Raw genomic sequence first — 22588 nt, 5'->3', positions numbered from 1 at the left:
TGTCACTCCACCGGGTAGGGCAGCTTTTCGAGTTTCTGCACCACCATCGGGTCGATGGTGTCGAGGAAATGCGTCCAGAACAGCGCCAACTCCGGCCGCCCGAGCCGCAGCTCCGCCGCCGGCTTGGCCTTGCCCTGCGCGCTCTCCTGGACGGCGCGCAGCATGCGGTGGACCGTCATGATGTAGCTGAGTTTGACGAGTCGGCGGTTCGATACGGCGCTCGCGCTGTACTGGCGGGCCGTCCGCACGAGGTGAGCGAGGTTGCCGAACAGCCCCTTGTCGTCGGGGCGCTTGACCGTATCGGGCGTGGTGGCGCGGCCGATGTCGGCGCGCAGCGCGTCGAGCTTGTCGAGCAGACGGGCCAGGTTCTCGTGCGGATGGCCGACCGCGTACGTCTCCAGCCAGCCGCGGTGGATCAGGCCGCCGAGCTCCTCCGGCGTGTCGCGGACGCTCTCCACCCAACTGCGCAGCACGAAGCGATCGTAGACGGCGCGCAGTTCGCCACCGCGCGGGACGTCGTTGGTCGCCGCGAACATGCAGCGCATGCGCGCGGGACGGAGTTCGCCGCGGTCGTGGAACAGCCGCTCGTTCATGAAAGCGAGGATCGAGTTCAGGATGGCGCTGGACGCGTTGAACACCTCGTCCAGGAAGACGACGGAGGCGTTCTGCATCATGCCCTTCTCCAGGCGCACCATGCCTTCGCCCCTCTGCAGCGCCGCGATGTCGTAGTGCCCGAACAGTTCGCCGGGCTCGGTGAAGGGCGTCAGGAGGTATTCGAAGTACCCGTCGCCGCGCTTGGACAGATCGTCCTCGTCGATGAGCCCGATGGTGCCGCAGAAGGCGCGGATCAGGCGGGACTTGGCGGTTCCCGGCGGTCCGACGAGCAGCAACGGCTCGCCGCACGCCACCGCCAGGATGAGCGCGCGCACATGGGTCTCCATTCCGATGAACCGACCGTTGAGCACGTCCTCCACGTGCAGCAGGCTCTGCAAGGTGTTGTGGTGCGCGTTGACGAGGGAACTCAGGACTTTGGGATCGAGCATGTCGGCCGCCGTTGGTTCAGAAGGGGACGCGGGAGGGAGCAGGCATCCAGTCCGGGCGCTCCGCCGCCCAGCCTGCACACGCCAGGGGATGGTCGGCCTGCTCGCCGGCGGTGAGCGGCAGGCGCGCAAGCGGATCGGCCAGCTCCGGCCACAGCCGCCGCGCCAGGTCGGGCGTGCGCGTCAGCAAGCGGTCGAGCAGCCATTGGTCCCAAAAGCCGGCCCAGGCCGGGGAGCTCAGCGCCATCAGCGACGCCAGCTGTTGGACCGTCTGCGCCCGCACGGCGCGTCGGCGCGCCAGGCCCAGCCTCCACCAGCGGAGCGACTCCGCTCCGGCGTCGGCGCCCGCCGCGAGCAGGATCCAGCACGTCTCCGGGGCGAGGCGCACGGACGGCGCCACGCCCGACGGCATCAGGTGGGCTTCCCGCAGATGCGACACCACGCGCGCGGCGACTTCGCGCCGGAAGCCGAGATCGTCCCACGCCATGGCGGCCACCAAGCCCCACATCGGCACCGGCATGTAGACGCCTGTGCCAACCCCGCGGACCGGCCGAGGGTCGGGAGCGGCCGCCTGCGCGACCAGCAACTGAAGGGGCTCGCCCTCCGGGCGAGCGACAAAGCGCAGCCGGCCGAGCAGCCGGGACCACGCCGAGCGCAGCCGGCGCGGGTCGAGGCCAAGCGGCGCGGTCAGGAGATCAAGCGCCTCGGGAAGCGGCGCCGCCGGCGCCGCGGGCCGCCCGAGCGCCCGATCGAGGGCACCGAGCACCGGCGCCCGCAGGCCGACCGCAACGGCCAGCAGCGGTGCCTCCGGCGTCGGCAGTCCGTGGACGGTGCGCAGCGCCGCCCCGTTGAGCGCGGGCGGGGACGCCGTATCGGAGAGCAGAACCTCATCGGTCACCGGCGCACCTTCCAGAAAGCGATCATCGTCACGTACACGAGGGCGGCGAGCGCCAGGAACCAGGTCCACAGCGGGACGGCAAGGGGCGGCTTGGGCGCGGCTCCGCCGAGGACCGAAGGTGGCGGATCGTAGGTCCCGCCGCTGGCCGCGGCAACGGCTTTCAGCAACTCTGCATTGATGCCGAAGGCCCACTGCTCGGACGATGCCGCAACCACGCCTCTCTCGGGCCCGCCGAGGCGTATCGGAATGCGCTGTTCGCGATCCAGGGCGTCCGGCCCGGTTTCGCGCAGCACCAGCGTGGCCGCGTCCACGCCGGATGGCACAGGCAAGCGGACGCGGAAGCGTCCCCACGTGGTCGGATCGGCGTCGGTGCGCAGCGGCAGGTCACCGGTCGGTGCGCGCAGACTCGCGGAGAGTTGCTCGACGGTGGGCGTGCGCCCGTCCTGCACCGCCAGCGACACGAGGAGCGTCGGGGAGCCGCCGTCGTCGACCAGGTCGAACAGGTAGCGGTCGCGCCGCGGCCAAGCGGCCAGCCGCTCCATCCAGGCCGCGATCGCTCGGGCGCCGCCGCCATGGCCCCACCCCGCCGGAACCTCGGTGGTGAAGGCGGCGGCGGTGCCGGCGCCGCTGTCGAGAAAGGCGAGCACCGGATCCACCGGATACGGCCGCGTCGCCGCAAGCTCGACGCGTTCGCGCGGAAAGGAGACCGCGTTGCCGTCCAGCTCTTGCGGCGGATCGGGCAGGTAGCCGGACGTCGGGATCAGGGCGTCCGGCCGGTACCGGCCGGGTTCGAACGTCTTGTTCCGTTTCTCCGGATCGAAGAAGCCAAGGCGCAAGCCGGCCATGTCGCGGCTGTCATTGACGAAGTGCACCTCGCCCAACTGGTGGATGGCGCCGTTCACCGACGACGCGGTCTGCCCGATGGCGAACACCGTGGTCATGCACCCCGGCTGCCGGGTGCGAAGGTCGAATTCGCCGTCGCTGATGAAGAACAGGCCGCATCGCCGGCCGTCCTTGGCGCTCAGCCGCTGCAGGGCCGCGTTGGGATCGGTGCCGCCGCCGCACGCCAGCGACCCGATGGCGCTGCGGGCGCGGGCCTTGCCATCGGGCCCCATGCCGGCGTTGGACAGGACGTCTTGAAAGCCGCTCGCGAAGGCGGTGACGGTGAGGGTGTCGCGCGCGCGCAGTTGCTCCACGATGCGCCCGGCCAGCTCCTGGGCCAGCGCAAGGGGCGCCCCGCACATCGAGCCCGACGTGTCGATCATCACGACGATCTGCCGGCCCGGCGGCTCGACCCTTTCCTCGCGCGGCTTGCTGGACACCGGAAGCAACGGGTCGAGCGCCGTCGCTTCGTATCCCATGAGGACGGTGGGATCCTCGCTCCGTCCGCGGTGCGGCCCGTTGACGAGCAGAAGCCCCAGGCCCTTGCCGCGCACCGCCGCAGCGATGCGCTCCGCTTGCCCGGAGGCGAGCCGGTCGGCCGGAACGCCGTCGATCACGACGACGTCGAGATCGTCGACGTCGAAGGCCTCGCCCGGCGCGGGACGCATCACGCGGTAGGCGCCATCGGGCAACCCGGACAGCCAGGGCGCCGGGCCGAGCGCCGCAACACGGGTCGGCGCGTCGACCTGGGTGTAGAGCCGGCGCCGTTGCGCCGGACCTCCCGCGATCGGCGTCAGCTCGACATCGACGAACTGCAGTCCACGACCGGAGAACTCAAGCGGGAGCATGGCGCTTCCCACCGCTTCGGGCGGCACGGTCTCCGCCCCCTCGGCGGGCGCGCCGGTCCCGTTCAGCCAGGCGCGCAGGCGAAATCCGGCCGCCCGGTCGTGCGGGTTGGCGATCATCAGGCGGAGCTGCGTGCGGAAGCCGGCCGCCACCCGCGGCGGCAGATGGCTCGCCACCAGCCCGATGCCGGGCGATGGACTCGCCACGGGCACCGTGTGCACGGGGATTCCCAGGCGCCCGGCCTCCCGCGCCGCGGCGGCGGCATCGCCACGGGTCTCCAACCCGTCCGACAGCAGGAGCACCGCGCCCGAGCCGCCCGCTGTCCGGACGTGGCGGGCCGCCGCGCGGATGCCGGTGGCTAGGTCGCTCTCGCCATCGGGTGGTCCCGGCTCCCCCGCCAGACCGGGAAGGGCGCCGGCGAGTCCGGCGAGCGGCGCGCGCTTGCGGACCTCCGCGATCCCGTCGGCGACCAGAAGGACGCTGGCCGTGTCCAGGGGTTGACTCCGGCGCGAGGCGTCCCCCAGCCGCTCGCCCAAGCGCTGCAAGGCCGTCGGCAGCTGCTCCGGCGTCCGACGGGCGCTGGCGGAGGCATCCACCACGACGGCCAGGTGTCGTCCCTCGGCCGTCCCGCCGCCGCGCGCCAGCCACGGGGCTTCGGCGGCGGCGGCCAGCAGCCAGCCGATCCCCGCGACCACGACCGGAAGCGCCCACACCCAGGCGCCGCGTCCGCCGCGCCGCGCCCGCGCCGCCTGCACGACCGACGCGGCCCAGGCCAGCACGGCGCCGCCGATCGCCACCGCGCCAACCCAGCCGCCGCCGTCGCAGCCGACCGCACCGCCCAGGAGGGGGACCGCCCAGCAGGTCAAGCCGTCCTCCAGCGCCATGCGGCGTGGCCGCGCTCGGCGGCGAACAGCAGCGACGCGGCCGCGAGCAGCCACGGCCACACCGGTTCCGGGGCGCCGCCGGCCGGCCGCGGGACCAACGCGTCGAGGCTGCCGTGCGAGCGGTGTTCCCCGCCCGTGTTCCCCTCCCCCTCGGCGGCCGCAACCACCGCGCCCGTCGGCGTCAGCCAGCGCGTCGGCACCGGCGCGGTCTGGCCGGCCAGAAGCCAGCGCACCGCGTTGAAGAACAGCAGCGTCGACGCGTCATCCAGGGGGCCGCGGCCGGTCACCGGCAACCCGGGGAGCAGGACGACGCGCGGCGTCTCGCCGGTGGCGATCCAGACATGGCGCGCCGCATCGGCGGCCACCGTGCGGAATCCGGCCGGAAAGCTGGCCGGAAAGCGGGCCGCCGCCATGCCGGCTCCGTCGAGCACGTCGAAGTTCACCCCGTCGAGGATGGGATGACGGTCCGCGAAGAGCGCGACGCGCGATGCGCCGCCGGCCCGGTATCCGGCCCCCACCACCAGCGTCGGCTCCGGTCCCGCCTGCGCGGCGTCGCTGACCACCTTCAACATCGGGCGGCCGGCGTCGTTCGTCCACCCGAGCCGCTCGGGCAGCCGCTTGTCCGCAAGCCGCCAATCGACGCGCAGTCCGACACCGGCGTTCACCTCCACCTCGGCGGCGTCGTCGCCGTCGTAGGCGCCGGCGGGTGACACCGCGATGCGATAGGTGCCCGGCCGGTCCGGCTGGAAGGCGACCCGCCACGGGCCGTACGGCGACCACGCCGCCTGGCGCTCCGCGACCGGCTGGCCGTCCGGTCCGAACACGGTGGCGCGGGCGTCGGCCGGCCGCCCGCCCCAGGCGGTGATCGACGCGACAACCTCGCGCGCCGCGCCGGTGAACGGGTCCCGCTGCACGTCCACGGCTTCGATGCCGATGTTGTCGACGGGCTGTCCCACGTCGATCCAGACGAGCGCCCGCTCCGCGTCGGGCGGGAGCGCGGGAGCCGGCCGGTCGGTGATGACCACCACATGGCTGATCGGACACCCGTCCGCGGGCGGCTCAGCCAGCGCCGCCGTCGCCGCGGACAGATCGGTGCCGATCGGTTGCGGGGTCAGGCCGGCCAACGCCGCGCGGGCGGCGTCCGCCCCGCCGTCGGAGAGACGGTCGATGCGCTTCAGGTCAAACGAGGAGATGCGGAAGCACGCGGTGTCTCCGGTCCGTTGCGCGTCGGCACGCGCGATCGCGCGGCCGGCGGTCTCGCGCGCGAGGTCGAAGCGCGTCGTCCCGCCTTGCCGCGTGGTCATGCTGTAGGAGGTGTCGACGACAAGCCAGACACCAAGCCGAGCCCGGGGCGCGCCGGCCACGCGCCACGTTTCCAGAAGGACCGCGGCGAGCAACAGCGCCAGCACGGCGGCCTGCATCCAGAAAGATGGCGACCGCAGCGGCACCGCCACCGACCAGCGCCGCCGCGTCGCGGTCGGCTCAGGCAGGTCGAGCAGAAAACGCGCGGCCGAGAGCGACAGCGCGCGGAAGCTCGGCTGCCGCATGTAGATGACGACCAGCGCCACCAGCGCGGCCGTGAGGGCGGCGGCGGTCATGCGCGCCTCGCGAACAGGCGGGCCAGCGTCAGATCGCGGGTGAAGCGTTCGACGAAGTACGCGGCGCCGCCGTCCGCCATCGGCGCCGCGGGCCAGCGCCACGGGACGTGATCGAGCCCACCGCGACGGACCGGCCGCCACAACGCCGCGGTGTGCGCCTCCAGGCGTTCCGCCACCGCGGCCGCCTGGTTCTCGTCGAGGTCGCGGCGCAGCGGCCCGGCCGGCAGGCCCGGCCCGTCCACCAGGGTCGGACCACCGGTGAGCAGCGCACGCTCAGCCGGCCAGCTGTCCAGCTCGACCAGAATCACCCAGCGGGCCCCCTCCTGGGCCCGCGCGAGCAGATCCCGCCAGCGCCCGTCGGCGTCCTCGAAATAGAAGTCCGACACGACGATCCACACGGAGGTGGGAGGCAGACGGCTTTGCATGGAGGCGCCGTTGAAGGTTTCATCGGCTGGACCGGTGGCCGCGCGCTCGAGGAAGTCCAAAGCGCGCCGCGGCAGGCCGCGACCGGTGACCTCCTCCAGCGCATCCCCATCGCCGAACAGCCGGTGCAGCAGCACGCGGTCGCCCGACGCCAGGGCGACGGTGGCGACCGCCCGGGCCAGCCACAGCGCCACGTCCAGCTTCCGGCCCTGGTCCGGCAGCCGCATGGTCGCCCGTGTGTCGATGGACACGGCAACGGTCACGCGCTGCTCGGCCGCGAAGGTGCGCACCAGGGGGGGCGCCGCAGGCCCCAGGCGCGCCGAGGCGCGCCAGTCGATGTGCCGGAAGTCGTCGCCCGGCAGGTACTGGCGGTGCTCGCGGAATTCAAGGCTTTGCCCCTGCTGCCGCCGGAGATGCCCGCCCACCTGCCCCGCGGGCAACCGGCGGCGCGCGTGCACGCGATAGGCCTCCAGCAACGCCGGGCTCAGGGGGAACGGGGGAGTCGGCCGTGCCATCGGCTCAGCGGTCGGGCAGAGCGGCGCCGGCGGCCCGCAGGGACTGGCGGACCAGGTCTCGGTAACCGGGTTCGTCCGGCGCCGTGCGGAGCACCAGCTCCGCCAGCAGGGCGTCGTGGCAATCGTCGCGCCCGACGGGCGGCTCCCGGTAGCGCTTCGCCGCGTCCTCGGCGAAGTGGTGCTCCCACCCGAACACCAGCTTGAGGCGATGGCGCAGCACCGGCAGGGCGATCCGCGCCAGGGCGGCGCCGGCCTGCTCGGCACCACCGAGGAACAGGCCGGCCCACCCCTTGGCGCCCAGCATGAGCGCCGTCGCCGCGCGCGGCCCGGCCCCGTATTCGACGTAGCGCCGGCGCCACGCCTCCAGCGCGTCCGTGGTCCGGCGGTCGACCCCGGCCAGTCCGTCCGCCGCGCCGTTGGTGGCCAGCACGATGTTGGCGACGTGGTCATAGACGACCGGCGGCGCTTCGAGCGCGCGGATCGCCCGGCTGATGCGGTCGAAGCGGACGAGCGCGTCGTCTTCGCCGATGCCCGGCTCCGGGCTCCCAGCGGCGGCCTTGGCCCCGGGCAGCCCGGCGTCCTTTTCCACGATGCGCTTCAGCGTCTCCGCGGACGGAAACGGCATGCGGACCTTGAACATGAAGCGGTCGGCTTGCGCTTCGGGCAGATCGAACACGCCCTCCTGGTCGATCGGGTTCTGCGTCGCCAGCACCATGAAGGGCGGACGGACGGTGCCGGCCGATCCGCGGACCGGCGTCTCGGGGGTGAGGCTGTGCGTTTCGCCCAGCACCGTGACTTGGCGCTCGGCCATGGCTTCCAGCATTGCCGACTGGGTCTTCGGCGTGGCGCGGTTGATCTCGTCGGCGAGGAGCAGCCACCGGAACACCGGCCCGGGCTGGAAGGCGAAATGCGAAAAGGTGCCGTCCTTCGGCATCTTGGTGCCGGTGATGTCGGCCGGCATCAGGTCGGGGGTGAACTGGATGCGCCCCCACCGCTCTCCGCCGAAGCCCAGACTGGCGCACAACACCTTGACCAGCTGCGTCTTGCCGAGGCCGGGGTTGCCCTCCAGAAGCACGTGTCCGCCACCGTAAAGGGCGACGACCAGCAAGCGGACGACCTCGTCCAGCCCAAACATGCTGCGCCCGACGCCGTCGAGCACCGCGTTCACGTAGTCGAGTTCGTTCCGGTGCAACGCCGGACTTCTGTGGCCTTCCATGAGAACCTACCGAGCCCCTTCCAGGATGTGGCCGACCCAGGCCGGCAGTGGTTGCGGCGGCTTCGGCTGGGACGGTTCGTTGTGACGCGCCAGCGCGGGGGCGGCGGGCACCGGCGCGTCCGCGCGCGGCGCCGCGGCGGCCCCGCCCCGCAACACCGGCAAGTTGATCGTCACCGTCGGCGTCCCGGGCGCGCCGGCGGAGTCCGACACCAGCGGATCGAATCGGCGCAACGGCGGCATCGGCTCCGTCTCCTCCCATTGCCCGCCCATGCCGGGCACGCGGATGGTCATCCCCGACGCCGCGCCCGCGGGATCCGGCACGGAAGTGCTTGCGGCGACACCGGTGCGCCGTTCGGATGCCCCAACGCCGCCTCCAGCCCCGCCCTCGCCGCTCGCCGCTCCCGTCGCGCCGTTGCCGCTTGTGCGGGGTTCCTCGCCGCGCTTGCCGCGGTCCGTCTGCCCACCCGACTGGCCAGCCCCGGAACCCGGCTGGCCAGCGCCGGAACGCCCCGCTCGCTCTGGCGCCGCCGTTGCGGCGCCCTGGTGCTGGTCCTTGCCCTGCGGCGCGCCGTCGCGCGCGGAGGTCCCCGAACCAGCCCCCGGGGTTTGGGACGTCGACGGTTGCGCATCGCCGTTCGTTTTCGGTCCCTGCCCGGAAGGGGCGTCGGGACGGCCCTGGTTCGGCGCGCCGGTCGCGTCCGGGGTCCCGGCGGCGGCGCTCGGCGGCGCTCCAGCGCCCTGCCCCGCGTTCGGCGGCGCGGCTTCGGCCGACGCGCTCCCGGGCGCGTTTCCTTGGGGAGCGCCGCCGCCTCCGCCCCTGGAACCACCGGCGCCGCTCGACGCGGCGGTCTCCTGGGGCTGGGCGGCGCCTTGGCCCTGCCCAGCGCCGGCGCCGGTGCCCGGCGCCCCACCGCCGGCACCGCCTTGGCCGCTGCCGCGCCCCAAGGCGCCGCCTCCGGCAGCGCCACCGCCCGAAGACGGAGTTCCGCCTCCCGGTCCGTCCGCCCCCGAATCGCCACCGTTTGGACCGGCTCCATTCTGAGCGCCGTTTTGCCCCTGGCCGGCGTCACCGCCGTTGCCACGGCCGGTGTCGCTCGTTCTGCCTTCCGGCCCGCCGCCCGATGCACGGCCGTCCGTCGGCGAGGGCCGCTGGCCGTCGTTCTGCGCACCGGCGCCGTGCGACGCGGGCTCCGCCTCGCGCGTGGCAGCGGGCGGTTCGTCCGGCAGAGGCGCGAAGCGGATGAGCCATGCGGCTCCCGGAAAGCCCACCACCAGCACCATCACAGCGAACGGTAACAGAACGCCGACGAGGCGCAGGGTCCCCGCGGCTCGCCACCGGGTGTCGTCGAGCAACCAGCCGATCCCGGTGGGCAGGTCCGATGGCCAGGCGGCACCGCGGCCGGCCGGGCCACGGCTCGCCGCCGCCACCAAGCGGCCGAGGCGCGTCGGCCCCACCAGCCCGTTTTGGGCCATGTCCCACTCCAGCGCCGCCGCGTGGCGGTGCGCGGCGACGTGCGCCTGTGCCGCCTGTTCGGCCCAGTCGCCTCTGGGCCAGCGTGGCTTCATCCACCAGTCGAGGAGTGCGACGGCGGCGGGTGGTCCTCCGGGAATTCCGATGACCACGTAGACGGCGATGCTGACGGCGAGAAGGACGAACGCCAGCACCGGATGCAGCGGCCCGGCCACGCGCAGCAACAGCACGGCCAAAGTCAAAAACAGCAGGGCCCAAACCACGCCCGTGATGGCGAACCACAGCTTCTGCAACCGGCCGAGCCGATGGAGCCCGTCCGCGCGGCTGCCCATGCGGCGTCGCCAGCGGCGCCGTGCCCACACCGACAGCAGTCCTCCGATGGCAACGATCAACGCCGTCAGGCCCCACCCCGCCAACACCGCGGCTTGCCCCCGCTGCGCCACCGCCGCCGGCACCACGGCCGCCGCATACGCTGCTCCGATTCCCACTGCCAATGCGCCGGCAATGCGCGGCTGTAGCAACCGACGCAGCGTGGTGCGAAGAATCGCCTGTATGGATGCGCGGGCGTGCGCCGGGAGGATGCCCGGGACAAAGCGCGCGTTGCCGTCCGTGGAGGGCACAGGGTTTCCAACTGGTTTTGGACCACGCATTCCTTGTCGCACGCATCGGAGGATCCCGGCAAAACTAGGGTAGATAATCTGAAGCGATCAACTTAGAATTTTGGCGGACGCGCGGTGCTCTCTGGCGCGTGGTGTGCTTGAACTCCGGCAGAAGGAGCTTGCCATGCAAATGCGGCTGTGGCTCGCAAGCCAGCTTGCCTCCAGCGCCTTCCACAATCCCGCTTGGACGTTGGCATGCTGAACGGTCGTGGTGTGGCGCGGCGGCGTCTCCACCGTGCGCCGGTTGGAAAAGCCTCCCCGGCGTCGACGTCCGCCCTGCCGCCGATGTTCAGCGTGGCGGACGACGGCACCGTTTGCGTGCGGCGGAGCGACGGCGCCACGGTCGACGCGGCGGAGGCCGAAGCGTTGATCGCCTCCCACGCTGCCGAGGTGCGCGCGCACCTGGACGCGTTCGTGGCGGAGCGCCGCGACGAGCATCAGCGCCGCCTCGCCGAGCACCGCCTCCTGCGCCGCACGCCCTTGGATCCGAGTCGGCATCTGGCGCGCTTCGATGCGCCTCGTCCGGCGGAGCCGTTGCCGGCGCTGCGCAGAGGAATGCTGGATCGGCTGCGTCGCCGCTGCGAGCGCGCGACGCTTGGCCATTTCCGCGCGCTGTGGACGCACCGCCAAACGCTCGCCACTTGGGAACGAGCCAAGGACGAACACGGGTTGCGGACCGCCGATCAGCGGGCCGAAATCAGGCGCCTGTTGGCTGGGGACCCCGACACGATTCGCACCACGCTGGAACGGCAGTTGAATGGCCTCCGCTGGGTGCTTCCCGTCAAGATCAGGGTATCACGCGTTCTGAAGGGCGTGGTGACCCTGAACGTTGTCTGTCCCAAGGCCGAGGCCTTTCCGGCGAACTTGCCTTCCGTCACCGGTGACGGGCGATCGGCCCGCCCGACGCAGCGTCCTCGGGACGAGCTTGAGGCCGAGGCCGAACGCTATCGCTTGGCGGTCAGCGTGCGCCTCGCCGCGGAGTGCTTCGCCCAGGTGCCCGCAATTCGGGCGGTTCATGTCGCGCATGGCTCCCGCCTTGCGTCCCGGGCCGCACCGGCGGTCTACGAGCGTCACCGTTGGCTTGCGGCCGACATGCGGCTCGCCGACGAGTTGGACCCAAAATCCCTGCACCACCAAATGGTGGGAATGCTCCATAGCGGATGAGCGGCACTCCAGGACCGGACAGAAAGGCGAAGCCAGAGCGTCGATGACGAAAGCGGTCGCCGGCGTTGGCTTTTCCCCCGATTCTGCCGAGGGAAGCTCGCCGTCCCGCGCCTCGCCGGCCCACGCGCCGCGCCCCCGTCGCTCGGTTGCCGCGCCAGCCATCGGTGGTGGCGCACGCGCGCAAAAGCGCCGTGTGATGCTCTATGGGAGTCCCCCGACTCGCGCGTGCCCGCGCGTCCGTGGTGCCATCATAGAAATCCGTGTGGTGGCTTCCGCGACCGCAGGGTCGCCGCCGACGCGCGCGCGATAAGCCCCCAATAATGCCACTATCGGGGCGTTATCACGCGTCATCGCCTGTTGTCGGGGCAGGTGTCGTTTGGCTCAATAACGTGAACTGAGCGCGTTTCCGGCCGGTTTTCGGGCCCAATAAGCTGAACTACGCCTCGGCCGTGGCCGTTTTGAGCTCAAAACCCTGAACTGCGGGTCACAATACCCTGAACTGACGCCGTCCGACGCACGCGCCGCTTCCCGATGCCCTTTGTCGTGCCCACGCTGATCCAATCAAGGCGGTGTCCTGCCACCGCATTGACCACCGGCGCTCGCCCGGCACCCGCAACGTCCGACAAGCGTCCTTTTCGGACGTTGCCAACGGGCAAATGTCTCGCTAGAGCTACCAGACCGCGAAGCGGCGGCCAGACCTCCGGCTGTGCCTCGACCGGACCACTGACGACGGCCCCCATGGACAGCCTCACCCCACTCCTCGCCGATCCCAATACCGGCAGCAATACCGGCGCCGGCGGTCTGGTCATCGCCACCGGCCTGTTCGGCGAGCTGGTGCTCCCGGCCGGCGCCTTCGACCCCGCCCGCGCCAACGAGATCCGCGCGCTCGCGTCCCAAGCCGCCGTCTACGCCACCCAGGCCCGCGGCGCCGGCACGTTGCGCGCCTACCGCTCGGCGTGGCGCCAGTACGAGGCGTGGTGCGCCCGCCTCGGCGTCGCCGCGCTGTCCGGCGACCCGCGCCTCGTCGCCATGTACCTGACCGCCGCGGCCGAGCGCCTCGCCGTCGCCACGCTGCAGGTCCACCTCGCCGCCGTCGTCACCGCCCACCGGCTGGTCGGCCTCTCCCTCGACCCAGGCCACCCCAGCATCGCCTTCCTGCTCGACGGCATCCGCCGCCGCAAGGGCACCCGCCCGGCCCGCCAGGCCACCCCACTCACCCCGGCCCTGCTCGCCGACCTGGTGCGCGCCCAGCCGGCCGGCCCGCTCGGCCTGCGCAACCGCGCCCTGCTGCTCGTCGGCTTCGGTGGCGCCTTGCGGCGGAGCGAGATCGTCGCACTGAACGCCGGCGACGTCGCCTTCGTCGACGGCAAGGGCGTCGTGCTGACCATCCGCCGCTCCAAGACCGACCAGGTTGGGGCCGGCGACGCGGTGGCCATCTGGGCCTCCGACGACGACGCGCTGTGCGCGCCGACCGCGCTGCACCGCTGGATGCGGCACCGCGCCGCCGGCCACGGCGAGGAACCGCTGTTCGTGGGCTTGCGGGCGGGCGGGGTGCTGACCGACAAGCGGCTGTCTGACAAGGCGGTGGCCCGGCTGGTCAAGGACAGCGCCACGGCGGTCGGCGCCGGCGACGCCGGCCTCCTGGAGAAGACCTTCGGCGCCCTGTCCGGCGGCGTCGAGCGCCATTACTCCGGCCACAGCTTGCGCGCCGGGCTGGCCACCGCGGCGGCCGAGGCGGAGGCGCAGCTGCACGACGTCATGCGCCAGACCCGCCACAAGTCGGTCGAGGTGGCCCGCCGCTACATGCGCTCCGCCGACCTCTGGAAGAACAACGTCACCGCAAAAGTCATGCGTCGCAGGCCAGACTGAGCGGCCATGAACCAGTTCTCTCTCCGGCCGCCGCGCAGCATGCGATCCAGATGTATTGCCGGTTCAGGTCGCGCAGCCATGGTATTGAGGAACGTTTGAGCGGACGCGGGGTGGAGGTGTTCCGCAAGGCCGTGATCGAATAAACGTTAAGCCGATGAAATACGGTGCCCGTTTCTGGCGTGATTGGCCTAAGAGTTTTCGTCAGTCGTTTCGCGGAGGAGGGCTTTCAACTCCAGTGGCGCCGGAAGATCCATGATGAGAGCGATGTAACCTTCGGTGTAAGGACGATAAACGATAAAATCGACGTGGACGAACAGAACTGGCACGTCGGCGCGCCGGTGGTCGGTCCCAAGCAGGAGGAATTGCCCAGAGCCTCGCAGAAGCTCAGGCGCGGAGAGGTTCAGTGTCTGGCGCAGGCTGTTTGCCAGAATCGACAGGCAACCGTTGAGCAAAACGCTCCCAATCTCGGTCAGAGCCTCGGGTTCGAGGTCCTCAATTTCCTCGATCCGCGTTCGGTCTCCGACGACGGCCTTAACGATTCCGAGGCTCATGGTCTCAGGAAACATCAGCAGCGCACTGCCGGAGAAGCGGCCACTAAACCGTTCGCGGACGGCAACAACCGGTATTGTTCCAGACATCGGAAGCAACTCAACCGCTTGTCGGTGTGGAATGATATGCACGACCCGAGTGGACAAGGCGACCTGCTCAGCGGTTAGCTGGCTCAGCTGCGTCGCCGCTCGAGCAACTCCGGCATTGACCAACGCGGTCAGCGCGCCGTGCTCAACGTTGTCAATCATGACCATTCGGCAACGTTCGGGATCATGCGTTAGAAATTTTCCTCTGCCGGGGGCTGATGTATGACGCGACAGCTTGGTGGACGGCCCTCGTCGCGAAAAGCCGGTGAGCCGCGTTGGGGCCCCAAGGCATCCGCTTCCACCAGGAAGCATCACAGTTCATTCGTTCTTCTTTTGAATTCCGCCCTAAGGATCACCAGTCCTGCGAACAAGCTCTGGTGATCATGCGAAGTCACGGCTCGGTCGTATGCCGCGGCCGTGACGCGAAGCCAGGATGCGATCTCATTGTCCGACAAATCGGCCAACCTGTTCAGCACTGAGGAAATTTCCTCAACAGTGGTTACTTTCAACGGTTCTGTCATGGAGCTTGTGATCCAAGCGGTGCGGTGTTCGGGAAAGCTAGCTGAGCGCCGCAGCGGAACTCGAATGTTCTGGACGTCGCGGTGTCTTTTTGCGAATCCTGTAGCAACTCCGCATTGTGCGCTCAAAATAAACCAGTGCAGAGGTGTGCCGAATGCTGCATAAACTTGGGGTTGTCCGGTGTTCGTTCGTGAACTCGCGCGCTGGCGCCCCCGTGTGACTGCCGCATTGGGTTTTCCTTCAGCATAAGGACCCGAGCACGAGCTTCCTCGGGTTCATCGCAAGGCGGAAGCACGTCCGGAACCCCCGGGTCCTGGTTTTGTTGGAGCGGCGGCGTCCTGCCGTCGTCTTACAGGAGACGTTCCGCGACGGTCTTGTTATCTTCCGCCAAAGGCTTGCCCATCCAAGCCACCGGCTCGGAAACCCAGGATTTGGTTGTGGTGAAAGACGCGCCCAATGCAACGCTCTCCCATGACCCCACTGGCGGCACCTCCCAGCACGAAGGGCACCATCACCCGTCTGGCGGTGGCTCGAGCCGCCACGGCCGGCGTTGATCCGGGACCGCTCCTCCGCAAAGCGGGCTTGAGTGCGGCTCAGGTTCAGACGCCGAACTCCCGCATGGACGCTGCGGGCCAAGTGACTTTCCTGAACCTGGTGGCGGACACTCTCCACGACGACCTGCTCGGCTTTCATCTCGCCAGGGATTTTGAACCACGCGAAGCCGGTCTTCTCTACTTTGTGCTCGCGTCGTCGGCGACGCTCGGCGATGCGCTGGCCCGCGCCGAGCGGTACAGTGCCATTACGAATGAGAGTGTTCGGCTTTGGTGCCAACAGGAGGGCGGTTTCAGCATCCGGCACGGCTACGTCGGTGTGTCGCGACACAGAGACCGCCACCAGATGGAGTTCTGGGCGACCCTGCTCGTCCGGCTCTGCCAGACGCTGACGGCGACCACGATCAATCCCGTCCGGGTCGCTTTCGCCCATCCGCGATGCGGTGCTTCGGAGCAGCTGAGCGCCTTCTTTGGATGCGACGTCGCCTTCGCCTCCGGCCAGGACGACGTTGTCTTCGCTCGCCACGCCGCGCAGCTCCGTCTGATCGGGGCTGAGCCGTATCTGAACGAGCTGCTGGTCCGCTACTGCGAAGACGCCCTGCCTCATCGCGCTGGACCGATCAGCACCCCACTGCGGGCCCGCGTGGAGAACGCCCTTGCGCCACTCCTGCCCCATGGCAGCGCACGTGCCGGTGAGGTTGCCCGTATATTGGGCATGAGCGAACGAACGCTGGCACGGAGGTTGAGTATGGAGGGGCTCACCTTCGCCGAGATAAAGGAAGACATGCGCAAATATCTGGCGCAGCTCTATATCGCCGACGCCAGCCTATCTATCTCCCATATCGCTTGGCTGCTGGGATTCCAGGAAGTCAGTGCCTTCACTCATGCCTTCAAGCGATGGACAGGGCTGCCTCCGACCCAAGCGCGCATTGCCCACCGGTGTTCTCCCGGTCTGTAGGTGGGGCGCCTCGCGATCATCGACGAGCCGACAGGAAATAAAGCATAGATCAGCGCGAAGCCTCTCGTATCATGCGCAGGTGTTCACGTGCGTGATCGCACGCGGTTCGAAGTATATCCAGGGCTGCCTTCGCTTCACATACGGCACCCATATCGCCGTGGCGGAGCAGCCTAATCAGAATGCGTCTTTGCTCGGTGAGCCGTTCTTCGGCTTCCCTAACACGCTGTTCGGCTTCCGCGAGTGTCCTTTCAGTTGGATGCATGACCAATTGCCTCAAGCCAACCATCAGTCAAGCTGACAGTGCACCAGCTTGCCGTTAACAGCAGCGGCGCCCAGACGTTTCGAGACGAAACCTTTTTGCCTAACTGCCCGTTCTCTAAACGCGGGCGACGGATCAAGCCCTCGAAAGCGGTAGGTGGGTGCTCTTGCCGGTTCCGTGGTTCTCTCCGAGGTCGGAACAGGTCCGCCTCATGATGGTGTCAGGAGCACTGGCGCCCCAATGTTTGAGTCGCGGTGTTGTTGCTGATGTTGATCGGCGGCAGCCGCAACGGGCAGTTCGGGGTCACCACTGCTGCGTCCCGGCAAGGGACACCGCTCCGCCTTGCGACGGAACTCGGTAAGCCTGATCAGTGGACGGTCATGCGGTGACCTCCTGGTCTGACCAGCGGAAGCTTTCCCCGGTGATCAGCATGCGATGCATGAGAACCGCCAACTTGCGCGCGACCGCGACCTTGGCCTTCTTGAAGCCGATGCGCTTGGCCAGACGGGTGGCCCACGCTTTCAACGCCGACCAGCGTTGGATTTTGGTCAGCAGCACGTTGGCCGCTTCGAACAAATAGGTGCGCAGCAGACCATCGCCGCACTTGGAAATCCGGCCCGCCCGGTCGATCTCGCCCGATTGGTAACGTTTGGGCGTGAGCCCCAGATAGGCCCCAACGTCGGCGGAGTGGCGGAACCGAGTGGGATCCTCGATGGTGCTGACGTCGGTCAGCGCGTTGATCGGCCCGACGCCGGGGATGGACATCAGCAGGTGGCACTCCTGACGGTGGCGGGCCTCGGCCCGGATTTGACGGGCCAGAGCATCACTTTGCTGGTGGGCGGTTTCCCAGACCGCCAGCAGCGCTTCGATGATCGGACGTAACCTGGCGTCATCGCCAACCAACTCACGGACCCGCACGGGAAAGCGTGCGCCGCAAGCCGAGCCGAGGAGCCGGCCGAAGGTCTTCAGCGTGCCGCGCACCTGATTGGCGACGGTGCGCTGCAGGCTGACCAGCTGGGCCCGAGCCCCGATCAGGGCTCGCAGGCGGTGTGCTTCCCACCCTTTGACGGTGACCTCACGATACCAGCCGGTGCGCACGATCTGGGCCAGGCCGTAGGCGTCGTTGCTGTCGGTTTTGTTGACCTGCATCTTCAATGCCGCCTTGGCATGGCGCGCGTCCAAACAGACCACCGGCAAGCCCATGTCGCGCAGCCGGTGAACGAGCCAGGTCGTCACCGGCCCCGTCTCCAGCCCGAGGCGAACCGCCCCGGGAGCCCGAGCCTGGACCGTGCGGCTGATGCCTTCCGGGGTGGACGCGCAGCGTCCTTGCCAGACGACTTTCCCCGTCTGATCGACCACACACACCGAAGTGTCCTTGAGCGAGACATCCAGGCCGACATACTGCTCCACGGCTGCTCTCCTTGATGGCTGCTTTCTGAGGCTGAAACGGCTCAGACCTCGCTTTGCTTCCAGAGGGCAGCCACCCGCCCGCGTTTACTCCATGTTTTGAAAGCGGCGCCCACCTCGTTTGAGGGCCGGCGACGACTGGCGCCATCGGCTGTGCAGAAGGGCATTTTCCCGTGCGAAGGCCGCCGATGTGGACACCGTCGGATCGCGCTCTGGTCGGGGACTTCGGTCGACATTGGCTTGGAAATCCGTTCACTTTATTTGACCCTAAAGCTCCCACCAGTTTGTGTTATTGATGTAGACTTCGCAATATTGCGTCCTGGCTAAGATGTCGTATTTACGACATTCATCAGTTCACGTTAATGGTGCAAATGACACAAACCGTTGCCCAATTGTCTTACGCGACCACCAGCGCCTCCTTGCCCCAGCGGAACGCGCTGCCATCCACCCACATGCGGCGCAAGACGGTCATCATGCATCGCATGCTGATTACCGGGGAAACCTTCCGCTGGGCGGACAAGGACGCGGCCGCATGATCGTCCGCTGAGCAGGCTTTTCGAGGTCCGCCGGGAGGCGGAGCGATGTCCCTTGCCGGGATGAAGCGGAGGCGACCCCGCAGTGTCTGTTGCAGCTGCCGGTAACCAAAGTCGGCGACAGCACCACGATGCAAACATTGGGGCGCCGATGCTCCTGACACCATCATGAGGCAGGCCCGTCCTGACCCCGGAGAGAACCATGGCACCGGCAAGTGCATCCAAATACCGCTTTCGAGGGCTTGTGCCGGCGCCCGCGTTTAGAGAACAGACACTGAGTTTTCGCCTGATCAACCCGATCGCGTCCCACCGCGTGGTGTCTGAGGCGTGAGGCTGGCCCGCCGGAGCGCTCCCCCATAGCTGGCGCAGGCGGGCCGGCCGTTCGGGAGCGGCGGTCACCGTGTTCTTCGGCTAAGTTGAGGTTGCTTAACGACCATCAACCAAGACGGAGACCACGATGACCGAGGACAGGATCGCTCTTCAGGAGCTGATTGGGAAGAGCGCCGATGCCGACTTTCTGCGCGAGATGGTCGGCTTCGCCGCCCAGCGCCTGATGGAGCTGGAGGTGGAGAGCCTGTGCGGCGCCGGGTATGGCGAACGCAGCGAGGACCGCCAGACCAAGCGCAACGGCTACCGGGAGCGGACCTGGGAGACGCGCGCCGGGGCCATCGACCTGCGCATCCCCAAGCTGCGGCGCGGCTCCTACTTCCCGGCCTTCCTGGAGCCGCGCCGCACCGCGGAGAAGGCGCTAATCGCGGTGATTCAGGAGGCCTACGTGCAGGGCATCTCGACGCGCAACGTCGATGATCTGGTCAAGGCGATGGGCATGACCGGCATCTCCAAGAGCCAGGTCAGCCGCCTGTGCCAGGACATCGACGAGCGCGTGCAGGCGTTCCTGAACCGGCCGCTGGAAGGCGACTGGCCCTTTGTGTGGCTGGATGCGACCTACGTGAAAGTGCGCCAGGACGGCCGCATCGTCTCGCTCGCCGCCATACTGGCCATCGGCGTCAACAGCGATGGCCGGCGCGAGGTGCTGGGGCTCGGCCTCGGGCTGTCGGAAGCCGAGACCTTCTGGACCGATTTCCTGCGCACCCTCACCCGCCGGGGCCTACGCGGCGTAAAGCTGGTGATCGCCGATGCGCATCTCGGGCTGAAGGCCGCCGCTTCCAAGGTGCTGGGCGCCACACTTCAACGCTGTCGTGTTCATTGCATGAGGAATCTCCTCGCCTGCGTCGGCAAGGCGCACCAGACGATGGTCGCGGCCACCATTCGCACCGCCTTTGCCCAGGAGACCGCTGAGGCGGCGCATGAGCAGTGGCGCCGGGTGGCCGACAGCCTGCGGCCGCGCTTTTCCAAGCTGGCGGCGCTGATGGACGAGGCGGAGTTCGACGTGCTGGCCTACATGAAGTACCCCAAGGACCTGCGCACCAAATTGCACAGCACGAATCCTCTGGAGCGGCTGAATGGCGAGATCAAGCGGCGCACCAACGTCGTCGGCATCTTCCCTGGCGAAGGGGCGGTTGTGCGCCTCGTCGGCGCCTTGCTGCTGGAGCAGCATGATGAATGGGCGGTGGCCCGGCGCTACATGACCATGGAAAGCCTGGCCGAGCTGTGCCACCCTCACACCCCTGATCCGCTGTCCATCGCAGCGGAGTAGACCGGCGGCCTCAACCCGCCGAAGAGCACAGAGGCCCCCTCAGACACCACGCCTCGGGGCACGATCATCAACCGCAGCTTGTCGCATCATGCCTCTCCCTCGATTCAGTGGGGGAAGCTCATCATTAGCCCAGCAAAACAGGACTGGTGAGCGCGAAAAGCGGCTGAAGTACCGAATTTCGCCAGATTGGCCCAGCAACGACAGCGAGCCTCCGAACACCCGAGCGGGTCCTTTTGGTATCCCAGTGATGGACCCGCCAATCGATCACATCACATCCACCAGGGCTGCGCGGAGCGTATCGGCGGCCACCGGCTTGTGGAGCACGCGGAGCTTGTGCCGCTTTTGCATGTCGCTGAGCACGGTGGGGCTGGTATCGCCGGTCACCAAGATGGCGGGCAACGCAGCTCCATACCGCTGGCGCAGCGCGGCGATGGCCTCCACGCCCGTCTTGCCCTCGGGCAGTCGGTAATCGGCGATGATGACATCGGGCGCCGTTCCAGCCGCGTCCATCGCGGCCAACGCGGCGTCACCGGACGGTGCCACCACCACCGTGTAGCCCCAGCTTTCCGCCATCATGGTCATGCCGACCAGGACGATCTCATCGTCCTCGATGATCACGACGCGCCCGGGGTTCATGCCCGGGGCGGCAACGCTGAGCGACGGCGCGCTCGCCGCGATGGCGGTCGCCGGGACCAACGGCACCGCGATGGAAAAAGCCGAGCCCCGCCCCGGCGTTGACACCACCGAAACGGGGTGGTCGAGCAGCTGCGCCAAGCGCTTCACGATGGCGAGCCCGACGCCCAGTCCCTTCTCGCGCGCCCGTTCAGGATTGCCCACCTGGACGAACTCGTCAAAGATCGCGCCCAGGGACTCCGGTGCGATGCCAACGCCCGTGTCCCAGACCTGAATGACAAGGCGGTCGCCGCGGCCCCGGCACCCCAGGAGGATGCGGCCCCGCTCCGTGTAGCGCAGCGCGTTTTCCAGCACATTGCGCACCATCCGGGACAGCAGCATGGGGTCGGTCCGAACACTGGCCGAACACGGGACGGCGCGGAAGTCCAGATCCTTGGCGGCGGCCCGGCCGCGATACTCGGCGGCGATGGTTTCAAGGAGATCCGCCACGGCGACGGTTTGTATCTGCGGGGCGACGATGCCGGCGTCGAGCTTGGACATGTCGAGGATGCCGTCGAGAAGCCGTTTCATCGCGTCCAGGGAGCGTTCCAACTGGGCCAGCAACGTGCGTTGCTTCGGCTGCAATTCGGTCGCCGCCAACCCCGCGGCAAACAGAAGCACCCCCTGCATCGGTTGGCGCAGATCATGGCTGGCGGCGGCCAGGAACCGGGACTTGGCGTGGTTCGCCTGTTCGGCCTCCTGCCGGAGGGCGTCGGCGTGCAGGGCAAGGGCGCGTTGATGGCGCTCGCTGTCCCGCAGCCCGGCCTGAACCGCGTGGAGGCGCTGCGCAACGTTGTCGATTTCCCGAATGCCGCTGGCGCTTCCTGGGCCCTCCTCACCGGCCAAGCGATCGACTGCCGTGGCAAGACGCCGGCCGTGGGCGATGGCCAGAACGGCCGCGGCAGCCAATGCGGCCAACGTGGCGGCGACCACGCCGGCCGTCAGCAGCGCCACCGGCCTCTGCAGGGCAGCCTTGGGCACCCCGACGACAACGGTCCAAGGGGCGAGGTGAGAGCGCCGCAGGATGTTGGTCACGGGGACCCCTTCCCGCGTCACCGTGTCCACCCAGCGGTCGGTGCGGGTGGCGATGGCCTCCACCAAGGCGGGGTGGGCGAGTTCGCCAAAGGCCGGGTTGCGGGTGCGGGCCACGAACCGGCCTTGTGTGTCGAGGACCGCGACGCCCCAGCCCTCGGGCAGCGGGATTTGCGTCACCAGCTCCTGGACGTCCTCGGCGAGCAGATTGAGCGCCAGGACGCGCCGCGCCTGGCCGCCAATGGTGATCGGCACGTCAAGGTTCACCATCGCCTTGCCAAGGACCGCGCCGACAAAGACGTCGCTGACGGCGGGCTGGCCGCTGGCCAACACCCGTTCCAGCGTTTCGCGCGCGTTGGCAATCGGCAGCGACGCTCCCAGAGGCTGGGCGGTGTGCAGGACGATGCGCCCATCCCGCTCCTTCAGCGCGATGTTGCCCTCCAGCCGATGCGCGGTTTGCGAGGCGGTCGCGTAGAACTCCGCAAGCCGCTCCGGCGGTGCGTCACTGTCAGCGGGATGGCTCAGCGCGAGGACCGCCAGCCCGGTGAGCTTCGCGGTCAGCCCGGCATCCAGGCTTTGGCGGACGTTCGCGGCGAGCCCCTCGGCGTCCGTTTCAATGGCGTGATGTCGGGTCTCGATGTCGGCGGTCCCGAGCCAGACCGCCACCAGAAGGAGCGGCAGGCTGCTTGAGAAGGCCGCGGCGAAGAGGTGCCATCGGATCGCTACGTTGCGCGTTGCCACGGTTGCGACGCTCCGCCCATGGGTGTTCGTGCCAGCGGATGCAGTGTACCGCGTTTGGGCCTCAGCGCCCACCGGTGCCCGGCATCATTCTCACCGGCGAGACCGGGCCGGACTGCCAGCAGGATGCCCAGGCCCATGGGATCGACGTGCTGCAAAAGC

At 69.1% G+C, this 22588-nt stretch carries 16 protein-coding genes; 6 read left to right on the top strand and 10 right to left on the bottom strand.

Annotation, left to right across the window (positions count from 1 at the left end; translation table 11 throughout):
• Positions 1–2: 2 nt before the first annotated feature.
• From M2351_RS38525 to M2351_RS38495, 7 genes are read right to left on the bottom strand one after another with little or no spacing between them, the layout of a single operon-like run.
• A complete protein-coding gene (locus tag M2351_RS38525; protein WP_264661253.1) occupies positions 3–1043 on the bottom strand; it encodes an AAA family ATPase in 1041 nt (346 codons plus the stop codon).
• A gap of 16 nt (positions 1044–1059) precedes the next feature.
• Positions 1060–1938 carry a hypothetical protein gene (locus tag M2351_RS38520; RefSeq protein WP_264661252.1) on the bottom strand — a complete coding sequence of 293 codons (879 nt, stop codon included), beginning with the start codon at positions 1936–1938 and terminating at the stop codon, positions 1060–1062.
• On the bottom strand, positions 1935–4550 hold the full coding sequence (locus M2351_RS38515; protein WP_264661251.1) for a vWA domain-containing protein: 2616 nt from the start codon (positions 4548–4550) through the stop codon (positions 1935–1937). Before M2351_RS38515 ends, M2351_RS38520 begins: the two co-directional genes overlap by 4 nt.
• On the bottom strand, positions 4529–6148 hold the full coding sequence (locus M2351_RS38510) for a vWA domain-containing protein (RefSeq protein ID WP_264661250.1): 1620 nt from the start codon (positions 6146–6148) through the stop codon (positions 4529–4531). Before M2351_RS38510 ends, M2351_RS38515 begins: the two co-directional genes overlap by 22 nt.
• Entirely contained in the window at positions 6145–7086 is a 942-nt protein-coding gene (locus M2351_RS38505; protein ID WP_264661249.1) for a DUF58 domain-containing protein, read from the bottom strand. Before M2351_RS38505 ends, M2351_RS38510 begins: the two co-directional genes overlap by 4 nt.
• 4 nt (positions 7087–7090) lie before the next feature.
• Positions 7091–8278, bottom strand: coding sequence for an AAA family ATPase (locus M2351_RS38500; protein ID WP_264661248.1), 1188 nt, complete (start codon positions 8276–8278; stop codon positions 7091–7093).
• A 30-nt stretch (positions 8279–8308) separates the two neighbouring features.
• Positions 8309–10393 (bottom strand): hypothetical protein, encoded by a 2085-nt coding sequence (locus M2351_RS38495; protein ID WP_264661247.1) that lies wholly within the window; start codon positions 10391–10393, stop codon positions 8309–8311.
• A gap of 234 nt (positions 10394–10627) precedes the next feature.
• Here M2351_RS38495 and M2351_RS38490 point away from each other — a divergent pair, with 234 nt between their 5' ends.
• Complete coding sequence (locus M2351_RS38490; RefSeq protein WP_264661246.1) at positions 10628–11596, top strand: hypothetical protein; 969 nt, start codon at positions 10628–10630, stop codon at positions 11594–11596.
• Positions 11597–12334: 738 nt separating this feature from the next.
• A complete protein-coding gene (locus tag M2351_RS38485; protein ID WP_264661245.1) occupies positions 12335–13465 on the top strand; it encodes a site-specific integrase in 1131 nt (376 codons plus the stop codon).
• Between the two features lie 188 nt (positions 13466–13653).
• Here the strand turns inward: M2351_RS38485 and M2351_RS38480 are convergent, their stop codons facing one another.
• Positions 13654–14262, bottom strand: coding sequence for a chemotaxis protein CheX (locus tag M2351_RS38480; protein WP_264661244.1), 609 nt, complete (start codon positions 14260–14262; stop codon positions 13654–13656).
• Between the two features lie 828 nt (positions 14263–15090).
• On the opposite strand from M2351_RS38480, the gene M2351_RS38475 reads away from it, so the two are divergent.
• Together M2351_RS38475 and M2351_RS38470 are read left to right on the top strand one after the other, a co-directional pair.
• Entirely contained in the window at positions 15091–16128 is a 1038-nt protein-coding gene (locus M2351_RS38475; RefSeq protein WP_264661243.1) for an AraC family transcriptional regulator, read from the top strand.
• Between the two features lie 91 nt (positions 16129–16219).
• A complete protein-coding gene (locus M2351_RS38470) occupies positions 16220–16426 on the top strand; it encodes a hypothetical protein (protein WP_264661242.1) in 207 nt (68 codons plus the stop codon).
• 339 nt (positions 16427–16765) lie between these two features.
• Here the strand turns inward: M2351_RS38470 and M2351_RS38465 are convergent, their stop codons facing one another.
• Complete coding sequence (locus M2351_RS38465) at positions 16766–17797, bottom strand: IS110 family RNA-guided transposase (RefSeq protein ID WP_264661241.1); 1032 nt, start codon at positions 17795–17797, stop codon at positions 16766–16768.
• A gap of 368 nt (positions 17798–18165) precedes the next feature.
• Between M2351_RS38465 and M2351_RS38460 the strand changes: the two genes are divergently transcribed.
• Both M2351_RS38460 and M2351_RS38455 read left to right on the top strand, forming a co-directional pair.
• Positions 18166–18330 (top strand): hypothetical protein, encoded by a 165-nt coding sequence (locus tag M2351_RS38460; RefSeq protein ID WP_264661240.1) that lies wholly within the window; start codon positions 18166–18168, stop codon positions 18328–18330.
• Positions 18331–18784: 454 nt separating this feature from the next.
• Complete coding sequence (locus M2351_RS38455) at positions 18785–19984, top strand: IS256 family transposase (RefSeq protein WP_264654291.1); 1200 nt, start codon at positions 18785–18787, stop codon at positions 19982–19984.
• 264 nt (positions 19985–20248) lie between these two features.
• Here the strand turns inward: M2351_RS38455 and M2351_RS38450 are convergent, their stop codons facing one another.
• Positions 20249–22429 (bottom strand): hybrid sensor histidine kinase/response regulator, encoded by a 2181-nt coding sequence (locus M2351_RS38450; protein ID WP_264661239.1) that lies wholly within the window; start codon positions 22427–22429, stop codon positions 20249–20251.
• Between the last annotated feature and the right edge of the window lie 159 nt (positions 22430–22588).

The sequence above is a fragment of the Azospirillum canadense genome (genome assembly GCF_025961225.1).
GTDB lineage: Bacteria > Pseudomonadota > Alphaproteobacteria > Azospirillales > Azospirillaceae > Azospirillum > Azospirillum canadense.
The sequence above is the reverse complement of the archived record's forward strand: the minus strand, read 5'-3'. Positions and strand labels throughout refer to the sequence as shown.

Bases quoted from the DNA above. Each gene is read 5' to 3' on its own strand.
- M2351_RS38515 (WP_264661251.1), bottom strand. From the start codon at position 4,550: ATGGCGCTGGAGGACGGCTTGACCTGCTGGGCGGTCCCCCTCCTGGGC.
- M2351_RS38510 (WP_264661250.1), bottom strand. From the start codon at position 6,148: ATGACCGCCGCCGCCCTCACGGCCGCGCTGGTGGCGCTGGTCGTCATC.
- M2351_RS38505 (WP_264661249.1), bottom strand. From the start codon at position 7,086: ATGGCACGGCCGACTCCCCCGTTCCCCCTGAGCCCGGCGTTGCTGGAG.
- M2351_RS38460 (WP_264661240.1), top strand. From the start codon at position 18,166: ATGACACAAACCGTTGCCCAATTGTCTTACGCGACCACCAGCGCCTCC.
- M2351_RS38525 (WP_264661253.1), bottom strand. From the start codon at position 1,043: ATGCTCGATCCCAAAGTCCTGAGTTCCCTCGTCAACGCGCACCACAAC.
- M2351_RS38490 (WP_264661246.1), top strand. From the start codon at position 10,628: ATGCTGAACGGTCGTGGTGTGGCGCGGCGGCGTCTCCACCGTGCGCCG.
- M2351_RS38480 (WP_264661244.1), bottom strand. From the start codon at position 14,262: ATGATTGACAACGTTGAGCACGGCGCGCTGACCGCGTTGGTCAATGCC.
- M2351_RS38455 (WP_264654291.1), top strand. From the start codon at position 18,785: ATGACCGAGGACAGGATCGCTCTTCAGGAGCTGATTGGGAAGAGCGCC.
- M2351_RS38485 (WP_264661245.1), top strand. From the start codon at position 12,335: ATGGACAGCCTCACCCCACTCCTCGCCGATCCCAATACCGGCAGCAAT.
- M2351_RS38475 (WP_264661243.1), top strand. From the start codon at position 15,091: ATGACCCCACTGGCGGCACCTCCCAGCACGAAGGGCACCATCACCCGT.